Annotated in this window: 19 protein-coding genes, 1 tRNA gene and 1 pseudogene; 11 read left to right on the top strand and 10 right to left on the bottom strand. The window is 51.7% G+C overall.

Translation table 11 applies throughout. The features are described from left to right. Positions 1 to 6: 6 nt before the first annotated feature. Together KK078_RS24795 and KK078_RS24790 are read right to left on the bottom strand one after the other, a co-directional pair. Entirely contained in the window at positions 7 to 3,132 is a 3,126-nt protein-coding gene (locus KK078_RS24795; RefSeq protein ID WP_254093025.1) for a SusC/RagA family TonB-linked outer membrane protein, read from the bottom strand. Positions 3,133 to 3,347: 215 nt separating this feature from the next. After that, on the bottom strand, positions 3,348 to 7,526 hold the full coding sequence (locus KK078_RS24790) for a hybrid sensor histidine kinase/response regulator transcription factor (RefSeq protein ID WP_254093024.1): 4,179 nt from the start codon (positions 7,524 to 7,526) through the stop codon (positions 3,348 to 3,350). A 284-nt stretch (positions 7,527 to 7,810) separates the two neighbouring features. Between KK078_RS24790 and KK078_RS24785 the strand changes: the two are divergent. Then, a pseudogene (locus KK078_RS24785) lies at positions 7,811 to 7,924 on the top strand (AraC family transcriptional regulator); the annotation flags it as partial. 202 nt (positions 7,925 to 8,126) lie between these two features. Then, positions 8,127 to 8,465, top strand: coding sequence for a hypothetical protein (locus tag KK078_RS24780; RefSeq protein WP_254093023.1), 339 nt, complete (start codon positions 8,127 to 8,129; stop codon positions 8,463 to 8,465). Positions 8,466 to 8,588: 123 nt separating this feature from the next. Here the strand turns inward: KK078_RS24780 and KK078_RS24775 are convergent, their stop codons facing one another. Further along, positions 8,589 to 8,999 carry a hypothetical protein gene (locus tag KK078_RS24775; RefSeq protein ID WP_254093022.1) on the bottom strand — a complete coding sequence of 137 codons (411 nt, stop codon included), beginning with the start codon at positions 8,997 to 8,999 and terminating at the stop codon, positions 8,589 to 8,591. A gap of 409 nt (positions 9,000 to 9,408) precedes the next feature. After that, complete coding sequence (locus KK078_RS24770; RefSeq protein ID WP_254093021.1) at positions 9,409 to 9,786, bottom strand: VOC family protein; 378 nt, start codon at positions 9,784 to 9,786, stop codon at positions 9,409 to 9,411. A gap of 244 nt (positions 9,787 to 10,030) precedes the next feature. Between KK078_RS24770 and KK078_RS24765 the strand changes: the two genes are divergently transcribed. The 3 genes from KK078_RS24765 (at position 10,031) to KK078_RS24755 (ending at position 11,905) form a co-directional block, all read left to right on the top strand. Further along, on the top strand, positions 10,031 to 10,693 hold the full coding sequence (locus KK078_RS24765) for an ArsR/SmtB family transcription factor (RefSeq protein ID WP_254093020.1): 663 nt from the start codon (positions 10,031 to 10,033) through the stop codon (positions 10,691 to 10,693). A 7-nt stretch (positions 10,694 to 10,700) separates the two neighbouring features. Then, positions 10,701 to 11,144, top strand: coding sequence for a rhodanese-like domain-containing protein (locus tag KK078_RS24760; RefSeq protein ID WP_254093019.1), 444 nt, complete (start codon positions 10,701 to 10,703; stop codon positions 11,142 to 11,144). Positions 11,145 to 11,287: 143 nt separating this feature from the next. Beyond that, entirely contained in the window at positions 11,288 to 11,905 is a 618-nt protein-coding gene (locus KK078_RS24755) for a class I SAM-dependent methyltransferase (RefSeq protein ID WP_254093018.1), read from the top strand. A 431-nt stretch (positions 11,906 to 12,336) separates the two neighbouring features. Here KK078_RS24755 and KK078_RS24750 read toward each other — a convergent pair. After that, a tRNA-Pro gene (locus tag KK078_RS24750) sits at positions 12,337 to 12,410 on the bottom strand. Positions 12,411 to 12,863: 453 nt separating this feature from the next. Here KK078_RS24750 and KK078_RS24745 point away from each other — a divergent pair. Then, a complete protein-coding gene (locus KK078_RS24745) occupies positions 12,864 to 13,286 on the top strand; it encodes a hypothetical protein (RefSeq protein ID WP_254093017.1) in 423 nt (140 codons plus the stop codon). A gap of 81 nt (positions 13,287 to 13,367) precedes the next feature. Here the strand turns inward: KK078_RS24745 and KK078_RS24740 are convergent, their stop codons facing one another. The 5 genes from KK078_RS24740 to KK078_RS24720 all read right to left on the bottom strand — a co-directional run bounded on the left by KK078_RS24740 (position 13,368) and on the right by KK078_RS24720 (position 19,446). Further along, positions 13,368 to 15,206, bottom strand: coding sequence for a tetratricopeptide repeat-containing sensor histidine kinase (locus KK078_RS24740; protein WP_254093016.1), 1,839 nt, complete (start codon positions 15,204 to 15,206; stop codon positions 13,368 to 13,370). A 44-nt stretch (positions 15,207 to 15,250) separates the two neighbouring features. Further along, on the bottom strand, positions 15,251 to 15,583 hold the full coding sequence (locus tag KK078_RS24735; protein ID WP_254093015.1) for a hypothetical protein: 333 nt from the start codon (positions 15,581 to 15,583) through the stop codon (positions 15,251 to 15,253). A gap of 283 nt (positions 15,584 to 15,866) precedes the next feature. Next, positions 15,867 to 18,053, bottom strand: a complete 2,187-nt coding sequence (locus KK078_RS24730) for a GAF domain-containing protein (protein ID WP_254093014.1) — start codon at positions 18,051 to 18,053, stop codon at positions 15,867 to 15,869. A 219-nt stretch (positions 18,054 to 18,272) separates the two neighbouring features. Then, positions 18,273 to 18,866, bottom strand: a complete 594-nt coding sequence (locus KK078_RS24725) for a carboxymuconolactone decarboxylase family protein (RefSeq protein ID WP_254093013.1) — start codon at positions 18,864 to 18,866, stop codon at positions 18,273 to 18,275. A 22-nt stretch (positions 18,867 to 18,888) separates the two neighbouring features. Then, the gene (locus tag KK078_RS24720; RefSeq protein ID WP_254093012.1) at positions 18,889 to 19,446 is read right to left on the bottom strand and encodes a peroxiredoxin; all 558 of its coding nucleotides are present in this window, start codon (positions 19,444 to 19,446) and stop codon (positions 18,889 to 18,891) included. A 129-nt stretch (positions 19,447 to 19,575) separates the two neighbouring features. On the opposite strand from KK078_RS24720, the gene KK078_RS24715 reads away from it, so the two are divergent. From KK078_RS24715 to KK078_RS24695, 5 genes are all read left to right on the top strand, one after another. Continuing rightward, positions 19,576 to 20,496, top strand: a complete 921-nt coding sequence (locus KK078_RS24715; protein WP_254093011.1) for a hydrogen peroxide-inducible genes activator — start codon at positions 19,576 to 19,578, stop codon at positions 20,494 to 20,496. 303 nt (positions 20,497 to 20,799) lie between these two features. Continuing rightward, positions 20,800 to 21,339 (top strand): RNA polymerase sigma factor, encoded by a 540-nt coding sequence (locus KK078_RS24710; protein ID WP_254093010.1) that lies wholly within the window; start codon positions 20,800 to 20,802, stop codon positions 21,337 to 21,339. A 33-nt stretch (positions 21,340 to 21,372) separates the two neighbouring features. After that, positions 21,373 to 22,146, top strand: coding sequence for a hypothetical protein (locus KK078_RS24705; protein ID WP_254093009.1), 774 nt, complete (start codon positions 21,373 to 21,375; stop codon positions 22,144 to 22,146). Between the two features lie 76 nt (positions 22,147 to 22,222). Continuing rightward, positions 22,223 to 22,999: a DUF4097 family beta strand repeat-containing protein gene (locus KK078_RS24700; RefSeq protein ID WP_254093008.1), complete on the top strand. Its 777-nt coding sequence runs from the start codon at positions 22,223 to 22,225 to the stop codon at positions 22,997 to 22,999. Between the two features lie 25 nt (positions 23,000 to 23,024). After that, positions 23,025 to 23,768: a hypothetical protein gene (locus tag KK078_RS24695; protein ID WP_254093007.1), complete on the top strand. Its 744-nt coding sequence runs from the start codon at positions 23,025 to 23,027 to the stop codon at positions 23,766 to 23,768. The last annotated feature ends 218 nt before the right edge of the window (positions 23,769 to 23,986 follow it).

Below are 23,986 nucleotides of genomic sequence, written 5' to 3'. Positions count from 1 at the left end.
TGATGATTAAAACTGAAGATTGACGCCTACGTTGATGATACGCTGCTGCGGATAAAACTGACCGCTTTCGCTACTGCCTTCCGGATCGTAGTCTTTCACGTCGGTAATAGTAAAAAGATTAAACGCATTGGCATATACACGCAGGTTCGACAGATGCAACCTGGAGGCCAGCGCACCGGGCACATTGTAACCAATAGCGATGTTTTTCAGACGCAGAAAAGACGCGTCGTTCAACCAGAAATTGTTTTTATTCGACCCGTTGATGGACGAAGAGGCCCGGGTGTCCACACGCGGGTAGCTGCCGTCGACGTTCGAAGGACTCCAGCGATTGTCGGCCCACGTGCTGTAAAAGTTACCGACAGTGCCCGACTCCGCCAACACATATTGGCTCACGCGGCTCTGCCCCGCAAAAAGAATGGAGACGTCGAAGTTCTTCCAGCCAGCATTGACATTAACGCCGTAAGTAAGTTCCGGAATGTTCCCATACTTGGTACGCACTTGGTCGTCGGCCGTAATCTCACCATCGTCATTATAATCTTCAAAGATCAGGTCGCCGGGTTGAGCATTTGACAAGTGCGGGTAGCTGTCAAGGTCCGCGGCGCTACGGAAGATACCGATCGTGTTATATAGCAGGTAGCTGTTCAGCGGCCGGCCGGTCTGACGCTGGTACGGCAATACCGAAGAGGCCTCATCCATAAAGATCACCTCGCTTTTTGCATAGGTCATATTGGCTGAAACGTTGTACCAGAAATCTCCGGTGTGTTTATATCCTACCGTCATCTCGATACCGCGGCTTTTTACTTCGCCGATGTTTTCAGACGGTACCAGCGGGTTGTAGGGATTGTTCGGATCCTTCGGATCAAAGGGATTGACTATGCCCGAGCTGCCGGGTATCGAAGCGTTGCGCGGCGCCAAAATGTTAGAGCGGTCTTGCAGAAAGTATATAAACTCCAGCGAGAAGTTGCGCAGCACAGTAGCGTTCACGCCAATGTCGGTCTTCTTGGCAACCTCCCAGGTAATCTGCGGGTTGGCCAACTTGGTCAGGTCAATGCCCGGATGCTTGTCACTGCCGATCACGTACACGCTGTTGAACGAGTAGTTATTGAAATACTGAAACTGGCCCACGTTGTCGTTTCCTAACCGACCGTGCGAGGCGCGGATTTTGAGGTCGTCGAGAAACGTCACATTATCGGCAAACCAGCTTTCCTCCGAAATTCTCCACCCTGCCGAGACCGCCGGAAAGGTGCCATACTGCTCTCCGTCGGGAAAGGTAGACGAACCATCGATCCGCACCTGCACTTCGGCCAGATACTTTTCTTTGTAGTTGTACGCTGCGCGGCCAATATAGCTTTGGCGGGTATAGTTATAGCTGGATCCGGTGTTGTCACGGTCTGTAGCCGCCGATCCGCCTTGAGTCAGCTCAGGGGTGAGTGACGTGGGGTAGTTCAGGCGTGTGGCGCCCATCTTTTCACGATGCGTTTTGCTTTGCTCGTAGGCAACAAAGGCATTGACGTTGTGATCGCCGAGCTGGCGCTCGTAGTTTAGCTTGCCGTTGTAACTGATCAGGCTGTTGTTTTCCTGCGACTGCGTCATCTTCGCGGCACCGGAAGATCCGCCGGTAACCGACCGGGTATAAACATCGGTGGCGCCGTTATAGCTATAGACAGCATACGGTTGGGCAAAAGACTTGGAAAAATTCCAGGTCTTGTCCACGGCATAAAAGCCGTCTACGGAAAGCCCCTTCACCGCCGGAATAGCATAGCTTGCCCGCAAAATGCCGTTGAATACCTGGATGGGATTTTTGTTCGTACCACCGGCGCTTGTCGCCAGCATAATGGGGTTGTTGTTTTCGATGCCCGTGGACGGAAAGCCATTGGGGTAACGCGCAATGACCGTCGGGTACGCCCGGTAGATGGACCGGAAAATATCGTTCGCCGCCGTGGTAGGAAAGATACGGTCCTCCTCGCGGCCAGCCAGCGACAGCGATACTTTAAAGTCCTTGGTGATGTTGGCGTCTATATTCGACCGGAAGTTATACTGGTTGTACTTCGTCGCACCGTGGCGGTACAGACCATCCTGGTATATTTTGCCGAGCGATACATAGTAGCGAACGTCCTCCGTACCACCATTAATGGAAAGATTCTGCTGGTTTTGCAGCGCAACAGACTTTAGCGTTTCGTCCGCCCAGTTGGTGTTGGGATAATTGATGGGGTCCGAACCATCGCGGAAGCGCTGCAGCTGCTCTTCACTATAGTGCTGGTTCATGCCGCCCGTCTTGTTGTTATAGTAGTCTATCTCGTTCTGAATGGTGGCATACGTAAACGCATCCGCCATGTTGGGCAACCGGGTCGGCGACGAAAAGCCCTGGTTGAAGCTGTACGAAATCGTAGGCTTGCCGCTCTTGCCGCGTTTGGTAGTCACCAGTATTACGCCGTTGGCAGCACGGCTGCCGTAGACAGCGGCCGAAGCGTCTTTCAGAATCGAAATGCTTTCAATGTCGTTTGGATTAAGTCGCTCCAGGCCACCGAGCTGGCCGGGTATACCGTCGATAACCACCAGCACGTCGTTGTTACCTGTAGTGGCCAGGCCACGGATGTTATAGCTGCTCCCGTCGTAGCCGGGCTCACCGCCACGATTGCTGGCAATGATGCCTGAAAAGCGGCCCGCCAGGGAGTTGGACACGTTAGCTTGCGGACTCTTGACAAGGTCGCCACCTTTCACTTGCGAAACCGATCCGGTCAAGGTCTCGCGTTTCTGCTCACCGTACCCCACCACCACAACTTCCGACAGGGTCTCGATATCCGTCGTCAGGACAACATCGATAGAAGTCCTGGTACCCAGCGGCACTTCCTGGGAGGTGTAGCCAATAAAGGTAAAGATAAGCACCGGATCCTTGCCTGACACGCGCAGGGTATAACGTCCATCGGTGTCGGTCGTCGTGCCCTGTGAGGTCCCTTTCACAATCACGCTCACCCCTGGCAGGGGAGCATTGTCCTCTTGAGCCGTGATGACGCCCGTCACGGTCACCTCCGTTTGCGCTCGCAGGGAGCCGGAACAAAGCAGGCCGCCACAGACTGCCAGGAAGAGCAGCACACGGGGCGCCAGGATGTTTAGTAAATGTTTTTTCATCATAGGTTTATTTATTAGGTATGGGAAATGGCTTCTGCAAACCATTGCATAAAAGTGACCGAAATCGTTTGCTTTGAGCGGGGGTGAACTTGTACTTCGTGAGGGGCGGATGGGTAAGAGCTCCAAAAACGCTTCATTGGCGTCTTTTTTGCGATCTACACCATAAAAAAGTACGTACAGGGGGTATCGGCTTCGAAGCAGGCCAAAGATTAGCCCGTCTACCCCGCGTTTTTTAGAAAGTCAGAAGGAGCGTGGCCAAATTCCTTGACAAAACACTGCCGAAAATATTTCAGGTCCGAGAAGCCAACCATGTACACCACCTCAAAGACTTTATACTTTTTGGACTTCAGCAGCTTGGCGGCCTCTTGCATGCGGAGAGACCGCAGATACTCCACCGGCGAGAGGCCGGTCAGCATTTTTACCTTCTTATATAACAAAGAGCGGCTCATGTTGAGCGCCTCGCACAGCTCGTTTACATTGAAATCCTTGTGGTCGAGGTTGGTCAGTAGCATTTCATAAATAGTGTGCAGAAATTTCTCGTCGGGAGATTGCGACGCCGACGGCTCCGGTCCGGGTGCATGAGCTGCGAACAAGTTGCGGTAAAAGCGCTTAAGGGTCTCGCGTGACTGCAGCAGGTTATTGATCGTCAGCGTAAGCATCTCCGGGCTAAACGGCTTGGTAATGTAGGCGTCGCCGCCGATCTCGATGCCCTCCTTGTGATGGGTCAGCGATGTTTTGGCCGTCAGCAATATCACGGGGATATGGCTCGTGCGGATATTGTGTTTCAACTCACGACAAAAGTCAATGCCGTTCATGCCAGGCATCATAATGTCGCTGATCACAAGGTCGATGTGGTGTTCGGCCGCCAGGGTAAGTCCCTCCCTTCCTTCCACCGCCTCCATTACGCGGTAGTCTTTCGCCAGATATTCGCACAAAAACGTACGGATGTCTTCATCATCCTCTACAATCAGCAGACAACGCTGTCCCTTGCGACCGGTGACATCGTCCGCAACCTCTTCGAGTAGCAATGGCGAAGGAGGCACGACGGCGTCCCCGGGTTGTCGCAGGAACTTATCCTCACCGGCATCGGCCACAATCTCGTTCGGTTTGAAATGGTCCTTACCCAGCGGAAACTTCACGCTGAACGTCGAACCACTCCCTTCCGTACTTTCGACATAGATCTCCCCCCGGTGCAAGTTCACCAGCTTCTTAGCCAGCGCCAGGCCAATGCCCGAGCTCATCGGCCCGGAGCTGTCGCCACGGTAAAACCAGTCGAATACACTTCCCAGTTGTTTACGCGGAATGCCGACGCCATTGTCTTTCACCTTGATCGACACCTTGCCCTGCGGCCACTTTTCAGACACCTGCCGGTGCAACGATACGCTGATCTCGCTGCCCTTGCCGATATATTTAAAGGAATTGGAAATGATATTCGTAATCACCATCTCCATCTTCTCTTTATCAAACCATGCCTGCAACGACGGCACATCGGTATGAAACCGGAAGGCAACGTTCTTACGCGAGGCCAGTTCCTGAAAAGTAATACAGATCTCTTCCACAAAAGCTACCAGGTCGTCTTCCGTAACGTGAAGAACGATGTTGCCGCTTTCGATCTTACGATAGTCCAGCAGCTTATTGATAAGGCTCAGCAGCTTGTGCGCATTGCGGTATACCATCTTCAGTTTACGGCCGTTCGGAGTATAGCTCCCCTCGCGTGTCACCATCTCTTCCAACGGGCCGATCATCAGCGTCAGCGGTGTACGAAACTCGTGGCTGATCTCGGTAAAAAAGGTCAGTTTCTCTTGCACCATCCGCCGCTCGCGCTTGCGTTGCGCTTTTTCGATCTTGAGCCGCTTCCGCAGGATAGTTTGTTTTCTGCGCACCGTCACGACGGCGAAACACAGTCCCCCCGCAACCACCACATACAAACAATACGCCAGCGGCGTACGCCAAAACGGCGGCAGGATCGTTACGGCAATACTCGCATATTCGTCACTCCAGGCATTCTCCTGGTTGGAGGCCTTGACTTTAAATATGTAGTCGCCAGGCGGTACATAGCGATACGTGGCCGAGCGCTGCGCGCCGACATAGTTCCAGTCACGATCCAGCCCTTCCAGCTTGTACGCATACACATTCTTCTCCGGATAGCTGTAGTTAATACCTACAAACTCAAACGTAAACACCGACTGATCGTGCGTCAACGCGATAGCCGGTGTGCGGCTGATGACCTGGCGCAGCGCAAAGTCGCTGTCGTTGCGGGCATTTACTTCCACCGGTTTGTTGAACAGCTGAAAACCCGAAATCATTACACGCGGCTTCTTAATATCCTGTTCCACCTGGTCGGGATAAAAAAGATTGCAGCCCATCGTACCCCCGAAGCACATATACCCCGTCAGGTCGTTGTACAGCGCCGCTCCCGGGTTGAACTGCCCCTCTTGCAAACCGTCGTTCACGTCGTAATTGGTGAACTTCTCCGTTGCAGGATCATACTTCGAAATGCCTTTGTTCGTGCTAAGCCACAGATTGTCGGTATGGTCCGCCAGAATAGCATAGACTGTATTGTTGGCCAGCCCGCGTTTGTCACTAAAGCGGCGCAGCGCTTTCCGGCCCGGGTTGAATACACTCAACCCTCCCCCTCCGGTACCGATCCAAAGCATACCCTTACGGTCGAAACGCAACGCAAAAATCACATTGCTCTTGAGTTGATCTTTTGCATCCGACGAATAGAAATATCGTAGGGACCGCCCCGCGCCCGCCGCCCGATAATGCACGCCGTCGCCGTAACAGCCCAGCCATAAGCCACCAATACTGTCCTCCGCAATCGCGCGGATGTCGCCATCGCGCAGCACCCCCGTGGCCCCGGGCACCTGGCTGTAGCCGCGGCGCCTCTCATCCACCCGACAAAGCCCGCCGCGGTTGGTCCCAACCCACAACGTGTGCTGCGTGTCTTCGAAGATCACTCGTACGTCGTGCCCCCCCGTCAGCGCCGGGTCGCCCAGGTAGCGGTAGTGCTCGAAACGGTCGCGCTCCTTGTCATAGCGAAACAATCCCTGTGAATAGGTACCGAACCACAGATTGTTGTGATGGTCACGAAAAGCACTGAGCACAGCGTTGTCTTTCAGACTTCCTGCACGGCCGTCAGCCTTGTAATGTCCGGTAGTCTCGCCAGTACTGCGCGCGCGGTATATACCGTCGCCGTCGGTACCCAGCCACAAGCTGCCGTCGGCATCATAGCACATGCCGTAGTACTGCACATAGCTAAGCGACTCGTCGGTATACTGCTTGCGTTGAAACTTTATAAATTTCTCCCGCAAGCCACTTATCATATACACGCCATCACCAAACGTACCCACCCACAGGTTCTTGTCTTTGTCTTCGTACAGCGACAGAATAGTACGTTTGGAGATATTGTAAGTATCCAGATTCTGAATACGCTTAAAGATGATATCGTCCAGATTGCGACTACCGAGCTGCCGTAGGTCCAACGCATAAAGGCCACCACCTTGCACGCCGATCCAAAGGTTTTCGTGGCTATCGGCCAGTAGGGTAAAGATGCTCTTACCCGCAATGCCGAACTGCGCGCCGTTGAAGGTATAAAAAGCGTTCTCCTGCCGCTTGTACAGCACCAACCCATTGGCCGTACCGATCCAAAGGTTACCCGCCTGGTCCTCCGCAAAACACCGCACGGTATGCGACGGCAGACGCATCTTATCCGATAAGCTCTCGTGTTTCTTTCCAATCGTTCCCTTGTTCACCTGGAACACATCAAGGCCGCCGTTCTGTGTCCCCACCCATAGTAACCCAAACTTATCTTCCAGCAACGTCAGCGTCTGCGTGCTTGTAAGCCCCGGCAACGTTTTGTCGGTGTACGGTGTGAACGTCTGGGTAGTCTTATCAAACGACGCAAAGCCTGCCCCATACCACGCCACCCACAAATTGCTCGCGCGCCCCTCGGCAATAAAACTCACGTCGTTCCCAATGCCGGTCGCACCCGACGGCAACGGGTGTTTATACAACGTAAACTGTTCCTTGAGTTGGTCAAAACGGTGCAGCCCCTTGCGGGAAGAAACCCAAAACGCCCCGCGCGAGTCTTTAAAAATACTTTGAATGAAGTTGTCCGCCAACCCCCGCGCCTGGTCCGGGTCGTATTTAAAGACCTTAAAAGTGTAGCCATCAAAACGATTCAGACCGTCCTCGGTCGCAAACCACATCAGCGACTGCTCGTCCTGAGTCATACTATTAACCACGCCCTGCGAAAGCCCATCCCGAATGCCGTAATGGCGAATGCGACTCTTAGGCTCGTGCGGTATAAGCGCCGCCAGCAGCAGCGCGACTGCGCCCAATATCAGCCCCCGCAACGCGTGCGAAAAACAATATCCGTTCGTCTTGCGATTCATGGTTTCACAGTTAAGCCTGGGCAGCCAAGTTACCACACACTCCCTGGCTTGCAATGGGGGATTTGAGTAAAACATAGGGGGCGTTTGGATTTAAACGGCCCGCCCACCCGCCGCATTTTTTCAAAACTGTTGATCAACCCTGACAGTACAATTTTCGAACCCAACCCTGCAACCGTCGAACGCACGGGTGCCCTGCGCGCAACGATCGAAATATCGGCCTTTTTCCAGATTCTCAGGCTTGAAAAAGCACAGGCCATGAGCACGAAACCGTCGGGATGGATTCCATTCATCCTGACTTTTTCTGGAACACGCCATTGGCCAAAACAATTAAGCAGTACGAGTACTTTAGTTATTCTTCAAACGAAGCGCTGTTTCTGTCAGAAAAGGAAGAAACTATTACAGCCAGGTTCGCTCAATGCCATGATGAACCATGCCCACCACATCGTGACGAACGACCGGCGGTACCCTACGGCACCACAAAGTCTAAATTTCGTTTTCTCTATTAACGAGGATTATAAGCGATATTGGGATGCCTACTATAGCTTGGTTCCTTTCTTACTGTTGTACGCGACAGCCGTAGTAGATCGCCTTGTCTCAGAATTGATCAAGTTCGATCCCTATTCCTTCTCCTGGCGAGAGATGGAACGGTTTCTTGGTCTTATTTTCTATATGGAAAAGGCTGGAGGTTCCCAGCAACGCAAGGCCAGCAAACCTGTTTTTAAGGAACTTACGAAATTGTTCACAGTGAAATGCAAGTGCGGGCATCATAATGCCTTGGAACGGGCGGATTTTAAGTTATTATACGATGGCGGCGTATTACTCTGCGTGAAATGTACCAGCCAAATTCATCACTACAAGGAATTCCAGCAGAAGATGGTAGCTTTTTTTAATGGCGGCACCGCTTCCCCATCCAAAACCACAACCTTGGACAACACATAAAATGGACTGTCTTTGTTTCGGAAGCCATCGCGAATATTCCAGTGGGTTTTAGGGCATGAGAGACCTACCAAATGTTTAATAAAATGATTTATAGAATATTCGAACTGGCAGGACCCTGAACTATCACTTTTGCTTAAGCACCAATCCAATCAGTAATCCAACTACAGTAAACTGAATAAGGGTAAACAGCGATTGCACCAACAACCAATCGGACATTGAAGATACCTCGATCTTAGCGGCATTAGCTAGCGTTGAGACTGTGAACAGGAAAAAGCCCATGATTAAGGAAAAGCCAAGGCTTCTTCGGATGGAATGCTCATGCTGAGCATAGTAGGGATATAGATATGCGATGATCACGCCTTGAAAGAACATGGAGGTGAAACCAAGTGGAATGATGGGATCTTTCCGGTTATAGATGCCGAGCTTGTCATATAGTTCACTGAACCATACAAAGTGCCATACCATACCCAATATCATGGTAGGTATTAGGTATGCCAACACCATGAGCGCGAATTTTGAGAAAGCAGTTTTCATCGTTCCTTTGATTTTAATTTCTTCTTTTTCGAAGCCTTGGCCCTCTTGTTGAAATCGAGCGCAACTCCAATCCAATAGTTCACCCCGAAAGCAAGGTGAAAGTGCTTTATAAACTTACAACTAAAGGCATAGATCTCATTCCGGTATTTGATTGAAGTGGTTACCTGGTCTGAAAAGCATGAAAAAGTCAGTCCTTATGCTTCTGAGTTTGTCAAATTGGTAAGAAAAGATCGTGAGGGTTTTATCAGACAGTTAAGAGAAAACCTCAGAAAATAATCTCTAAAGACACATCCCTGCACCGGGCTCCCATTTCCTTAGATATTCCCGTAGGCCATGATCTACAGATTAAATACTATAAGAACGCAAAAAAGCTGCTATTAAAAAGACCACCCGAGAACCTATTAAGCGACTACCGCTGCATCACACCAAACGTATTCCCTTCCGTATCTCGGCACATCGCAAGCCAGCCCACTCCTGGAATCTGCGATTTCTCCCTGACAACCATGCCGCCCGAAGACTTTACTTTGCTCAATGTAATATCGATGTCAGCTACTTCAATAGAGCAGTTAAAGGCGTTTAACCGGGCGTCGGCAGCAGGTGCAGCACCCGCGCCTTTCCAGATGCCCCCATCAATGCCAGGCTCCGAGCTACTACCTGTCTCCACGTGCATGTATCCATATTCGGGCGGCCCCCACGGCTCAATCTTCCAGCCGAACACCGACCGGTAAAACTTCGACGCTCGCTCAACATCCTCGGCCGTGATCTCAAAGTGAACAACTCTATTCATAAATCCAATTCTTTAAGTTGGCATATCGTCTCTACACATCGACTTCAAGTGAGGGGCTAACGATCACTTCTAAGATAGCACAAGATGCCGTGATGTGGCTTTTCTATCACGGAGTTTTTCAACCCCTGAGTAGTGAAAATTAGGTTTAGACGCAATAAATGGACTTTCACAAAACTATTCAATAAATCTATTGAATAGTTGAATTATCAAATTACCTTTGCAGCAACGCCTCAACTGCGTTGACATGAATAAAAGAGAATTCAAGGACAAGGTTTACGGTGAGCTCGCAACGATCACCAAGGCCCTGGCAAATCCGCATCGTCTCGAAATCATCGATCTCCTGGCTCAAAGCGACTATTCCGTAGAACAGATTTCGACCCAAACGGGTCTATCCATGGCAAATACCTCCCAACATTTGCAGGTTTTGAAAACTGCACAGCTGGTCGATGTCACACGCAACGGTAACTACATTCATTACAAGCTTGCCGATAGTAACGTTTTTAAAGCCTGGAAAGCACTTCGCGAGCTGGGCATCGAGCGCATCGCAACCATCGACAAGATTGTCAAAGACTTCCGGCAATCGAAGTTCAAATTTGAATCGGTAACGATCGACGAGCTCGTTCACAAGATAGCTTCCGGCAAAGTCACAATTCTCGACGTACGCCCCGAGGTTGAATACCGCACCGGTCATATTGCTGACTCCATTTCAATTCCTTTCGATGAATTGGCTACGCGATTAAAGGAATTGCCTAAGCGGAACGAAATCATTGCCTACTGTCGCGGGCCGTTCTGTGTCTTCGCGGACGAAGCCGTGGCGCTGCTTGTCAAAGCTGGCTATAAGGCCAAACGCCTGGAAGAAGGATTTCCGGATTGGCACCTCATGGGTCTTCCTGTAGAACTTAATTAAGAACCGTATGAAAATTCATTCCCTCTTATACCCGATCCCGCTGCTTGCTGCCATCGCCATATCCCTGGCGTTTCTTCCTGGTCACAATGAACCATGGACCGCCGATCAACTACTTGCCCCGTCAGATCTTGCACACACGCTGCAGACCTCTGATGCCGTACAGCCTGTGATCTATAGTGTCGGCCCAGGCGCCGTCATAAAAGGTTCCATAGACATAGGACCAACACAACAGAAAGAGAACTTAAAAAAGCTCGAGGAAAAACTGGGATCGTTGCCGAAAGATTCTCCCATTGTCATCTATTGCGGATGTTGCCCTTTTAACAAGTGCCCGAATATAAGGCCGGCGTTTACGCTGCTCAACGACATGGGGTTCAAAAATCACAAGCTCCTGAATCTCTCCCAAAACGTAAAGACCAACTGGATTGACCAGGGTTATCCAGTCAATGAATAACGAAAGGCATGAAGGGTTTAGAAAATGCCGCTATACTGGCTAATAAATCGTATGAGGAACCATCCGTGTTCCTTCCTGAAAACTTGCTTCGCGAGGCGCGACGGCAACGCCGTGGGCACTAGCACCCTCTTACCACCATCTACATGAGCGACGCCAAAACACACTGGAACAATATCTACTCCACCAAAACCAGCAACCAGGTCAGTTGGACTCAGGCCATCCCGGCTACCTCCCTCGATCTCGTTCATACCTTTAGCGTCAGAAAAGACGCTCCCATCATTGACGTCGGAGGGGGCGAGAGCCGCTTTGTTGATTTCCTGCTCGATCAAGGCTATTCAGACATCACCGTACTTGACATTTCTGAACAAGCTCTTGAAAACACCCGCAAGCGCCTCGGCGCAAAAGCCACGAACGTGAGATGGATTGTTTCTGATGTCACCGCCTTCGAGCCGTCACGTCGGTTCACAGTGTGGCATGATCGCGCCACCTTCCATTTTCTTACCACCGAAATACAAATTGCCAGGTACGTCCAAATAGCATCGCAAGCCATCTCTTACGACGGCTACATGGCTATAGGCACATTCTCAGACAACGGTCCTGCCAAGTGCAGTGGACTCGCCATAAAACAATATAGCGAAGACACCCTGAGCCAAACACTTGCCGGTTCATTCAACAAGATCCGTTGCGTCACAGAAGATCATATCACCCCCTTTCAAACCGTCCAAAATTTCCTTTTTTGTAGCTTCAAACGGAAGGAATGACATTCCCTCACCGGTTGGATAAATAGGTCGCCAGGCGTACCCTTGCACCACAGCGCATGAGAATCCTCGCCCTCATATTATGCTTCAATATAGCGGGCATTTTTTCTAAGGCGTATTAAATCTCCCATACTGCTGACTTCAAACAAACCAAGGCAGACTACACACAGCAACTGGAGAAACTGGAAGCCAAACTCGCCGATCTGCCGGCCATCACAGCCCTTCGAGACTAACAACCGCCTATAAACAGGCTACCCCGGAAAGGAAGCGCCAGATCATTAGTTCGATATATCCCGAAAAATTGAGTTTTGATGGATCGACTGTTCGAACTACGCGAGTCAACGATGTCGCTGCCTCCATTTACTTGATCAACAAGAACTTACAGGCAATAAAAAAGCCGGACAAAACGCGTTTAGCAATTTTGTCCGGCCAAGTCGGGGCGACAGGATTCGAACCTACGACCTCCACGTCCCGAACGTGGCGCGCTACCGGGCTGCGCTACGCCCCGAGGTATTTAGAACGGGATGCAAAAATATAAAATCCCGCCGAATTGACTACAAAATACGATTTTCTTCTAAAAAAAGCCTGGAGCATGGCAACAATCCATCTTTCGCCCACTTGCCGTTTTTGTTGTTTCAATGGATCTATCCTCTTTAAAACACTGATTATCAGTAATTAAATCATTTAATAGCTGTATTTCTCCCATGTCCAGCCTCTCACTATGAACTTCCGCGATATCTCGAAGTCCAATCCATTTCCTAAGACCAGATATCCAGAAATTCTTCTTCAACCACGCAGCACTGAAGCCCATAGCTCAAAGAGCCCCTGAACGATGCCTTTAGCAAACATTCTGTGATTTGCCTTCTGACAAGGTAATCGACGTTCCGCCTTCTGCAACGTAAACGTCTTCGAAAAGAGTAAATTCCATTATGTAAATAAAATCTTTCATTAATTTGTCAGGATGGATAACAGGCTAAAAAAACTGATGCAGGATAGTCTCTATTCCAAGGATGGCCGATCCACACTATATGTTATTCCAATCGAAGTACTGGTCGCTTCTATCCAGTCAACTATTTATAGAGATCCTCCGGGCGAGTATTCTGGACTTTATATCAAAATCGAAGATAAAACTGGCAGAATATTCGTGCGGATACATAGTGAATTCAACGTCCAGTGCGAAAGTATGCAAAGTCAGACGTTCGCCGTAATAGTTTTTGAAAGCGAGTTTGATGCACCGGCGCGTGGCGTGCACGCGGGTAAAAGAAAGCTCTTTGCCATACCATACCCGTTTGCTCAACTGGCCATTCAGAGCCTTGGCAAGCCAATGAAGTTTGAAACGAGATTGTCCCAGGACTATATGCAACGCTTTTTAGGTAAGCATTGATGTCTCGGAAACCCATTCATATCTTCTTCGATGAGACTTCGTTAACAAACAACGGCCGCCGCGCAGCGAGATTGACGAGCCCTACGGGTAAATGCGCAACCTGACAAAAAAGCTGGCCCCCTTCTCCGGCTCGCTTTCACACCAAATCTCCCCGCCCATCGCATCGACAAATTTCTTTACGATCGACAACCCCAGGCCGGTAGACGACTCGTTACTGGTTGGCGTGGCACTCAACTTCTGATACTTTTTGAATAACTTCTTCTTATCGCTTTCACTTAAGCCCGGCCCTTCGTCGCGGATCTCGCACAATGCCGTCTCTTCGTCATGGGTGACAGTGATAAAGATCTTTTTCCCCGGCGGCGAGAACTTAATGGCATTGGAAAGCAGGTTGTCAATCACCTGGTCGGTATATCGCAGATCCGCATTCACCACGACATTCTCCGGAAAAGATGTCAGGACCTGAATCTGCTTTCGTGTTACCTCCACGACAGACCGGTCCACATTCGCTTTTACAACATCCGAAAAATTTACAGGCTCGAGCGTTACATTCAAGGGCGTCGCCTCGATCGCCTCCACATTCAGGATCTTGCTGATCATATCGCTGAGGCGTACGCTACTTTGCTCCACCATGTCCAGGTATGAGGCTGACTCACTGTTGGGTTCGCCCGTTATCTTCGCCAACGAGATCAAACCTTTGATCTGGTTAACAGGACTTTTCAAATCGTGCGCCACAATGCTGATCAGATTGTTCTTCTCTTCATTCAGCGATAGTAAGTCCTCGTTCTTGCGTTCGATCTCCTCCTTTTGCTCGGTGATCTTCCGGTTCTTCCGCTGCTGATCTCTGAAATTCAGATACATGATCGCCGCCAAAAAGATCATGACGCAAAACGCTGCAATGAACATATTCCGGATCCATTTTTCCCGGGTCAGCATTTCTTCCTTCTCTAACAATTCCAGTTCCATACGCAAGTCCGCGAGCTTGCGCACCGTTTCAAGGTTGGTGACGCTGTCCCGGTAAGCAATGTGATTTTTGTAATGCATGAAAGACTCGCCCGTATTGCCGGCGTGCATATACAGTTCGGAGAGCTTCAGACTGGATTCACTGATCTGCTCCTTCAACCCGTAATGCCGCGCCAGACCCAGGCTTCTCATAGCATAATTCAAAGCGGCAGATCTGTCGCCCCGTTCGTGATGGATATCCGCCATCGAAAGGAGGTAGACACAGACAGGATAATAGTCTCCCAGCTCCTCCAGTATCCGGGTAGCGTCTTTGATATGTTGCTCGGCCTGAGTGCTTTCTCCGATACTGGCGTACACCATACCGATATTGCCCAGGCTATACGCTTTTCCAATGAAGTACTGCGTCTTTTCAAAAATGATCTCGGCCTCCCGGAAATACAGCAAGGCAGAGTCATAGATCTGGCTGGTGAGAAACTCGTCGCCGGCATTTAAGATGGCAGATCCCAACGCGACGGAATCATCGGATCGCCGTAACGTTGAAATGGCCTTGTCAAAATAGATCATCGCGGTCCGATGATTACCGGCGCTACTATAGATGCCTGCGATTGCCCCATAGGCCGTTGCTTCGCCTGGGAAATAACGCGCTTTACGGGCAGCCTCTATACTTCTGACATAGGCATCCAGCGCTTCGTCCAGATCACCCAGCAATTTCTTTTGATTCCCTTTCTGAAAATGGCCCCTGTACAGATACAGATCGTTGCCTGCAGCGGTAGACTCGTCTATGAGCTCTTCCGCATAGTGTAGTGCCAGCTTAAGATCGTTGACCTCGTTAAAGGCCAGGTTTCGGAGTAACTCCAACCTGGCGGTGTCGTGCAACGTCCCTTTTTTATAGATCTCCGCCAGGCTGTCCGCTACTTTTTGACTCTGACCAGAACCGTCGTGAAAAACGAAACAGGACAAAACGAGCAAAAAACAGTAAGCAATCCTCCTACCGGGCATTATGCTTACGGATTAACCCGAATTTTAGGATCGGATGTATAGATCGTAGCGTCGCCTATCTTCAGATAATTGATCGTATAGGTTTCCGTTACCTCGCTCGGAGGCGGAACAGGGTTGATATTTCCTTCCCAGCTAATAGACGCCGACGGCGTTGGGTTGGGACTGAACACATCCACGCCGTCGATCTCGGTAATAGCGGTAATGGAGGCTACACCTGAATTGGCGTCGATCAACCAGGTGATGGTATCGCCGGCGTTCGCGATGGTCATTCCGTCGTCGGACAGTATCAGATCTTCGTTGCTGTCAATTCCTGTAATGGTGATGGTGTGATTTGCCATGCTTGTTGAGGTTAAGGGTAAGAATTTGCAACAAGATATCCATCCGTTGGAAATTTCCAATTTCAGCAGCATGAACATACTGTATGTTTTCCATGATTTTTTACCGCCCGCACACAAGGTCGGATAAAACAAGCAGGACCTGCCGCCATTGCCGGTTCCCCGAAACAAGCATTCTCCTGACCCCCATTTCAGACCGTTAAACGAAAACTTCGTCCCTAACGACATTATTACCATTGTAATATTTGCATCAAAATACCAAAGCCACCTTCCCCGGCCCCTTGTTTTATCGCAGGCTATTGATCCGCTCGGAGGCCTCAGCCTCCTGCATGGCCGATACAATGACCCAATGTACATCGGGGATCTTCAACGGTGCGTAGGCAAACAGCGTGTCGGCTCCCCGCGTATCCGGCCCCCGGTATGTGCCCGTAGCGCCCTGCAGCGATTGCCGTACAGCATCCAGCTTCAACTGCTCCACGAGAATGTTCGTGCCTGTACGTTGCACCTGCCGCACCACGGCATCACCATAGCCGGCTTTATGCAGGCTGTCTAAATAATCGTCGGCATGCTCGATCAGGCCGCGGGCGATCGACCGGGCCTTAAAGTCTTCCCCTACGATAAAGGTCTCGCCGGTTTGACCCAGACCGTCGTCGCGCCAGCTGTTGTCGCCGGTCAGGATCTGGTTGATCTTGTTGATCGGCATCTGGAACACCAGAATACCTGCCTTGATAACACCGTCGTACAACGGGCAGGCTATAAACGAAGCCGGCGCATAATACGACGGCGCGTACGATTCAAAGTCGATCAGCCGCACGAAGTCACGCTTCGGACTGGCGATGGCTTGCTGCACCACGCGGGCAAAATTGGTCTTGCTGTAAGGCCCCGTAAGCAGACTGGTACCGAAGTCCACTTCTTTGAAAACACTGTAGACAATGTTGCCGGAGACAGGATCGATCAGGAAAATGTCGTAGTAGCCAAATTTCTCCAGGTAGTTCAGAATAACAGAATGATAGGTGGCGTGCACCCGGCTATACATACTCCCATCGCCCGCATCGTGCAAGCGCGACTTCTGGCCGGTAGGATGTGGATTCGCGGCAATGTAAAGCTGCTGCAGCCCCAGCGCGGCGGCATCCTCGGGCAGAAAGTTACCGGCGTCGGCTTGTTGGCCGGCATCATTCACGCGGGGAATAAATTCCTGGTGGTAATAGGAATGTACGGATTCCCGGAACGCAGCGAGTTGCTCCGCTCCAACCGCAGAAGCGATCTGGTCAAATGCCTGGCGGAATGCCTGTACAGCCTCGACCATCATCTTGTCTTCGGCAAACGTGAGGATCTGATTCCGGATGATGTCGAAATAGTATTCGATGTTCCTTTTTTTAGTCGCATTGATCGACCGCAACTGCTCGAACCGGGAGCCGTGATTGAGCTCTGTGAGCTGTTGGAAAAGCAGGTTGTATTTGCGGCTGATCTCCTCTTGCGTTGCCTGAAGCTCCTCCTGGTTCTGCCGCAGCTCCTCTTCCTGCGAGCGCATGTGCTCCGCCTGTTGCTGCGACTCGCCCAGCAGCCGGCGTGTAGTCTCGGCGGTGCGAAAGGTAGACACCGTGTGCGCCACATTCTCACCGATCTTTTCCGTAAAAACAATTTCATAGGGCCGGAACGGCGTGAACGACGCCAGCTCGATAATGCCGACGACCGTCTCGTTCATCTTCAGCGGCACAAGGAGAATATGCCGCGGGTTTGCCTCTCCCAACCCGGAAGTGATCCGCACAAAGCTGTCGGGCACGTCGGTGAGGTGGATCGTGGTACCTTCCAGGTACGCTTCCCCGATGATTCCCTCCCCCGGCGCGATCTGCTGCGTCAGGTGCTTGGTGCGGCTATACGCATAACAGGCCTGCAGGACGAGCGACACCTGCCCCGCCGCATCGGTATCGGCTACAAAGATGGCACCCTGTGCAGCATGCACCGTGCGCACCAGGTTTACCACAACGTCGTGACACAGGGCCGGCAGGTCCTTACCGGCACGCAATACTTCCACAAAGCGGCTCAGACCTTCCGTGGCCCAGAGACGTTGCTCGTCCTCCCGGCGGTTAGCGACCAGGTTGTCGCGAATGGTCTGCAAGGCAAGCCCCAGCGCATCGGTTGTTTGCAGCTGTCCGGCGAGAGCTTCCATGTTTCCGGTGCTTAACTGGCCGGCAAAAGCCGTATGCTGCGCCAGGCGTTCGTCCACAACCTGCAGCGAAGCTGCCAGCCGTTGGAAGAGCGACATTTGCAGCGGCGGTCCGGAAGCCGCTTCACCCGTCGCAAGACCCTGCGCCGTGGCTTGTACAGCGGTCAGATCCCCCGCCAGGCGTTGTATATATACCACGCCGCCAACCATAGCCGCCAGCGCGATCGTCAAAAAAAGCAGCCAACATACGATGGCGGGAGTCGAAAGCGACGCACGGAAATACCACACGGTACACGCCGTGCTCATAAACGCTGATAAAAACGGTAGTATAAAACGAAAAAGGAATGAACGCAGGAGCTGTCTGCTGGAGGGTGCCATGATGTTCAGGTATAGGATGAGTAACGCACAAAGTATGAATTTTCCGGCAATACCAGGCTATACATACCTATAACAATTTCATCCGGGGCAGTCACAAAAAAAGCCCGGCAATGAAGCCGGGCTTTTCATATTACGTCCCGCGAGATCTTAATATACCACCTTGGTCAGGCTGGTAATGACGGCCGCCAGGCGAACGGATTCAAAAATGCGTTCTTCCTTGCTGCCGAGCTCGATGAGCGACGCTTCGTGCGATGTAACGCACATTTCGCAACCGTTCACCGCGCTTACGGCCAGGCTGATGAGCTCGAAGAACTCCTTGCCCACCACCGGACGCGCCATGATGTTCATCTTGATGCGGGCCGGTATCTCGTTGTACTTCTCCTTGTTCATGAAGTGACGGAAGCGATAGAACACGTTGTTCGCGCTCAGCAGCGATGCACACGCTACCGCTTCGGCAATCTCCTCCGGCTTGGCACCTTCCTGACGGGCGTTGCCGTCAAAGAACGTACGCAGCACAGCGTTGTTGGCGTTGACCGCCAGGGCTACACCCAGCAGCGCCACTTCTTTTTTGGAGAGATATTCGCTTTCGAAAGAATTCTTAAAGTTGATCTTGAGATCGGCCAGGTACCGCGACTTGGCTCCTTCCAGCAGGTCAAGCGCGTCGGTACTGTAGTCCTTCTCCAGCTTTAAGAAGTCCAGGAACTCCTGGGTTGATTCTGAGTATGTCAGCGTGGTTTCCATGATCAATGATCCCTCCGGAAATTTACACCTTCAGCGTCTCAGCACCTTTTTCCCAGTTGCAAGGACACAGCTCGTCTGTTTGCAGAGCGTCCAGTACGCGCACTACTTCTTTAACGTTGCGGCCTACGTTCAGGTCGTATACGCTCACCCAGCGGATCGTACCCTGGGGATCGATGATAAACGTGGCGCGGTAAGCGATCTTTTCATGGGTGTCCAAAATACCCAACTCTTCGGCCAGTGACTTCGACGTATCGGCCAGCATGGGGAATTTCAGGTCACGCAGATCGTCGTGGTTTTTTCTCCACGCCAGGTGCACGAATTCCGAGTCGGTAGAAGCACCGATCAGGCTTGCGTTACGGTCGCGGAACTCACCGAAGTTTTTGTTGAACTCGGCAATCTCCGTCGGGCACACGAATGTGAAATCTTTCGGCCACCAAAACATAACAGTCCACCGTCCTTCTTCATTCACGAAGTCTTCCGACGTGATATCGAAAAACTCTTTTCCTTTTTCGAGCGATACAACCGCAGCCTTCTTGAACGCGGGGAAAGGCTGACCTACTGATAAGATTCCTTTTGACATATGTGATTTAAAAGTTTAATTTCTAACTGGCGGCAAAAATAGATCAAACACTATTATAAACAACATCAATATTCCCTATTTAATCATTAATTTTGTCTATTACAACGTTTTAACCCCACGCGCAAACGAATGAACCTGCAGCAATTAGAATATATTCTCGCGTTGGACATTCATCGTAACCACGTGAAGGCCGCTGAACATTGCCACGTCACGCAACCAACGCTTAGTATGATGGTCAAAAAGCTCGAGGACGAGCTGGGCGTAAAGATCTTCGACAAAAGTCAGCCGTTGAAACCCACGCCCTCCGGCGAGATCATCATCACGCGCGCGCGCCTCATCCTGCAGGAGATCAAAAACCTGAAGGAGTTCATCAGCAACGAAAAAGATTCGATCGAGGGCGAGTTCCGGTTAGGGGTAATCCCTACGTTGGCGCCGTACCTCCTGCCCCGCTTCCTCAACGAGTTTCTGCAAAAACATCCCGGCACCTCGTTCACCGTCATGGAGCTGCAGACCGAAGAGATCATCCGCCTGCTGAAAACCAACCGCCTGGACGTGGCCATACTCGTCACCCCCTTAGACGACAAAGAGATCCGCGAAGTGCCGATCTTTTACGAGCCGATCCTGCTGTACACCTCCGAGAACCTCAATTACTTCCAGCAGGAAAAGGTCAACCTCAAAACGCTTACCTACGACAACCTGCTGATGCTGGAAGAAGGCCATTGTTTCCGCGGACAGGTAGAGAACCTCTGCTCGGCCAAAAGCAAAAAAGCCCACACGCAGCTGAACTACCAAAGCGGCTCGTTCGAGACATTAAAGAATATGGTCGACAACAACTATGGCTACACGCTCATTCCCGAGCTGGCCGTCGGCCGGGGAAACAAACACGTCAAGCATTTCACGTCACCCGAGCCGGTGCGCGAAGTCAGCCTGGCGGTACACAATGGCTTCGTGAAAGAACGCCTGCTGGAAAAGCTCCGGGAAGCCATCCTCAAAGCCATCCCCGCCCACTTCAAGAAAAACGAAAAATTCATCCGCGTCCGCTGGAAATAAAGTTACATTGGCACAGCCGACGACACACACCCCCGGGCGCAACAGCCAAAGAGCGCCCCTTACCGCGACCTTTCAGCGACCTTACAGTGACCTTATAGCGACCTTACAGCGACCTTATAGCGATATTTAACCATATCAAAGCCATACCAAAGGCAGGGATACGCCATGGCAAGGTTATCCATAAGCTATCACCCCGCTGCCCGCCACGATCCATTTTCTAAATTCTCCCAAATCCCGTAAACTCGTTGTAACCTTTCGTTACCCTCCCGGTAACTACCACGAAACCTGACAAAAGCGCACCGGATGACGGATGAAATGCTCATGAAGGCCGTCAAGGACGGCGATCTGCAACAGGCGTCGCTACTCTTTGAGCGGTACAACAAACGCATTTTCAACTTCCTGGCCTACCTGGCCAGCGATCGCGTGCTGGCGGAAGACCTGACGCAGAACGTATTCCTGCGCGTGATCCGCTACAGGACCAGCTACCGCGAAGGCGCCCGGTTCGAAGGCTGGATCTACCAGATCTCGCGCAACGTGCTGGCCGACCACTACCAGGGACAAAAGCGCCACCGCAGTCAGTTCATCGACGTGGAAAATATGAGTGACACGCTACCCGATAACACCGACGCCGCCGAGCGGGACGAAAAAGAGCACCTGCTGCAACGGGCCATGGCCCGCCTCACCGAGGAGCAGCGGCAGTTGCTGGTCCTCACACGGTTTCAACACCGCAAATACGAAGAGGTGGCGCAGATCATGAACACCACGGTGGCCAACATCAAGGTGAAAGTACACCGCGCCATCGGGCAACTGCGCGAGCACTATTTTACATTGGAAAAGATCTAGCAACACGATAACCGACGCGACAACGGAATGACTATGGAAACAAACGACTGGGACAGCTTGCTGATCGACTACATCGACCAGAATCTCTCCGCGGCAGACCGCGGGAAAGTAGAACAGGCACTTCGCAGCGACAACGCCGTACGCATGCAGTACGAACAACTGCGCGAGATCCTGCAGGCCATGGAGCAAGTCGGCGAACAAGAACCGCCGGCCCGCATGACAACGTCTTTTAACGCGCGCTTACAGGAAGAGATCCGTGCCGCAAAACAACCGCGCACCATCTCCCTGACACCGACCGTGTACCGCGTCGCGGCGGCCATAGCCCTTTTAGTGCTGGGCGGCGGCGCAGGCTACTGGATCAGCCGCCACCAGCAGCAGCAGGCCGAGCTCGAAGCCATGCAGCGCGAAATGAAGGCCACGCAGGAAATGCTCATGGCCATGCTCGACAACGACCTGTCGGCCAGCCAGCGCCTGCAAGGCGCCACGGTAGCACTCCGCATGGACCGCGCCGACAACGACCTCATCACCGTACTGGCCCGGACGCTCACCGACGCCCCGACCACCAACGTACGACTAGCCGCCCTGGACGCGCTCGGCAAATTCAGCCACGAGCGGCCGGTACGCCAGGCGTTGATCAAGGCACTCTCCACACAGAACGACCCCCTGGTACAGATCGCCCTGATCCGGATGCTGGTCGACATGAAAGAGAAAACGATCCTGAAAGAGCTGCACCGCATCAGCACCGACGAACAGCTCCTGAACGAAGTAAAAGACGAAGCACACGCAGGTATCCTGCGGCTCTCGTAACCTTAATATCAGCATGCATGCTAACACACACCCACCGCACACAACAAACTAAATCTACCATAAGCATCAAAACACCATGAAAAAAATACATCTGACATTTTTACTCGGCATTCTTTTCGCACACGTACTCCTGGCGCAGAACCCCGAATATAAAGTTGCGAAAAGCACCGGCAGGCTGGAGATCAAAGAGCTGAACAAGGTAGTCTTCGAATCGACCCCGGGCAACGAGATCATCTTCACCGCCTTCAAGGACGACGGCGATGTAGACGAACGCGCCAGGGGTCTGCGGTCGATCAGTGCCTCGGGCCTGGAAGATAACACCGGCATCGGCCTTTCGGTCGTAGAGAAAGGCAACATCATCGAAGTCCAACAGCTGCGCAAGACCGAGGGACCCGCCGTAGTGATCAAAGTCCCCAAAGGCGTTGTCATTTCATATACCCACACATCACCTTACGGGAAAGAAGTGCAATTCAAATATATCGAAAGCGAGATCGAAGTATCCACCGTACACTCCGACGTCATCCTCAACAGCGTCAAGGGCCCGATGACCGTAAAGACGGTGCATGGCGACATCGAATGCCTCATGGGCCAAACCATTACGAGCCCCGTATCGATCGTCTCGGTACACGGCCACGTTGACGTCAATCTTCCGCCGGCGACAAAAGCCAACATGAAAATGAAGACCGTCTACGGCGAGATCTTTGTCGACCCGGCCTTTAAAATGGAGGTAGAACGCACCAACGGCGACATGGTGGCCTACAGCAGCAACGATGTAAATGGCAAGATCAACGGAGGCGGTGTAGACATCACCTTGTCTTCTACGCACAATAATATCTACCTGCGGAAGCGTTAAACCCCGACACCCCTCAACCGACGATATGAAACATAGCATCATTCTCTTCCTGGCAGGAGCCTTGCTCCTGCCCCTGGGAGGCTACGCGCAAACAACACTGCAACGGTCCTTTCCCGTACAAGCCGGACAGACGATCGCGCTGGAATTCGATCACCCCAGGCTGATCAAGGTCAGCACCTGGGACAAGAACGACGTAGCCATACAAGGCACGGTCAGCATCAACCACGGCGAGCACGACGACGCCTTTGTACTCGAACCAAAGACCAATGGCAAGATCCTGACCATCCGCAACGAAATCCGCGATCTGAACAAGCTGCCCAGAATTTATACCATCGTGCAGGGAGGCCAGACCATGACCTTCCAAACCAGAGACGCCATGCGGAAATACCAGGCTGAGCATCCGGGAGGCTTTGAACGGATGTCCGAAGGCGTAGACATCGAGATCGTACTGGAGATCAAAGTACCCCGAGGCATTCCCACACAAATAACATCGGTCTACGGCATGGTGGAAGTGCGGTCGTTCCAGGGGCCTATCAGCGTGGCATCGACATACGGCGGCGTAGATGCTGCCGTAGCCGAGAAAACGACGGGACAGATCAAAGCTGAAACAAATTATGGCGAGATCTTCTCAAACCTCGACACCAGGCTTACCGGCAATCCCAACGACCCCGAAGATTTCCACTTACTGGTGGCGGGCAATGCAGGGACGGGGCCGAATTGTAGTTTTCAGTCGCGGTATGGCAATGTGTACTTGCGCAAAGCGAATTAGCATTAAACAGTTAGCATTAAACAGGTTTCCTTTATTCATATAGAAGCCGGCCGCCTCGGGGCGCCGGCTTTTTTTATGGCGCTCTGGCGCAAGTCTAAGCGCGTAGCGCTGTGACTTGTGCCAAAACGGTTACCAGTCTTTGACCATAGCCGTCTACTTAAGGTCTAAGTAATTGTTAATCAATACTCATAGAGAAAGAAACGAAATGGTATTTCAGG

The sequence above is a fragment of the Dawidia soli genome, assembly GCF_018598185.1.
In the GTDB taxonomy this organism is placed as follows: domain Bacteria; phylum Bacteroidota; class Bacteroidia; order Cytophagales; family Cyclobacteriaceae; genus Ohtaekwangia; species Ohtaekwangia soli.
Note: the sequence above shows the minus strand (reverse complement) of the source record. Positions and strands in the feature narration are given on the sequence as shown.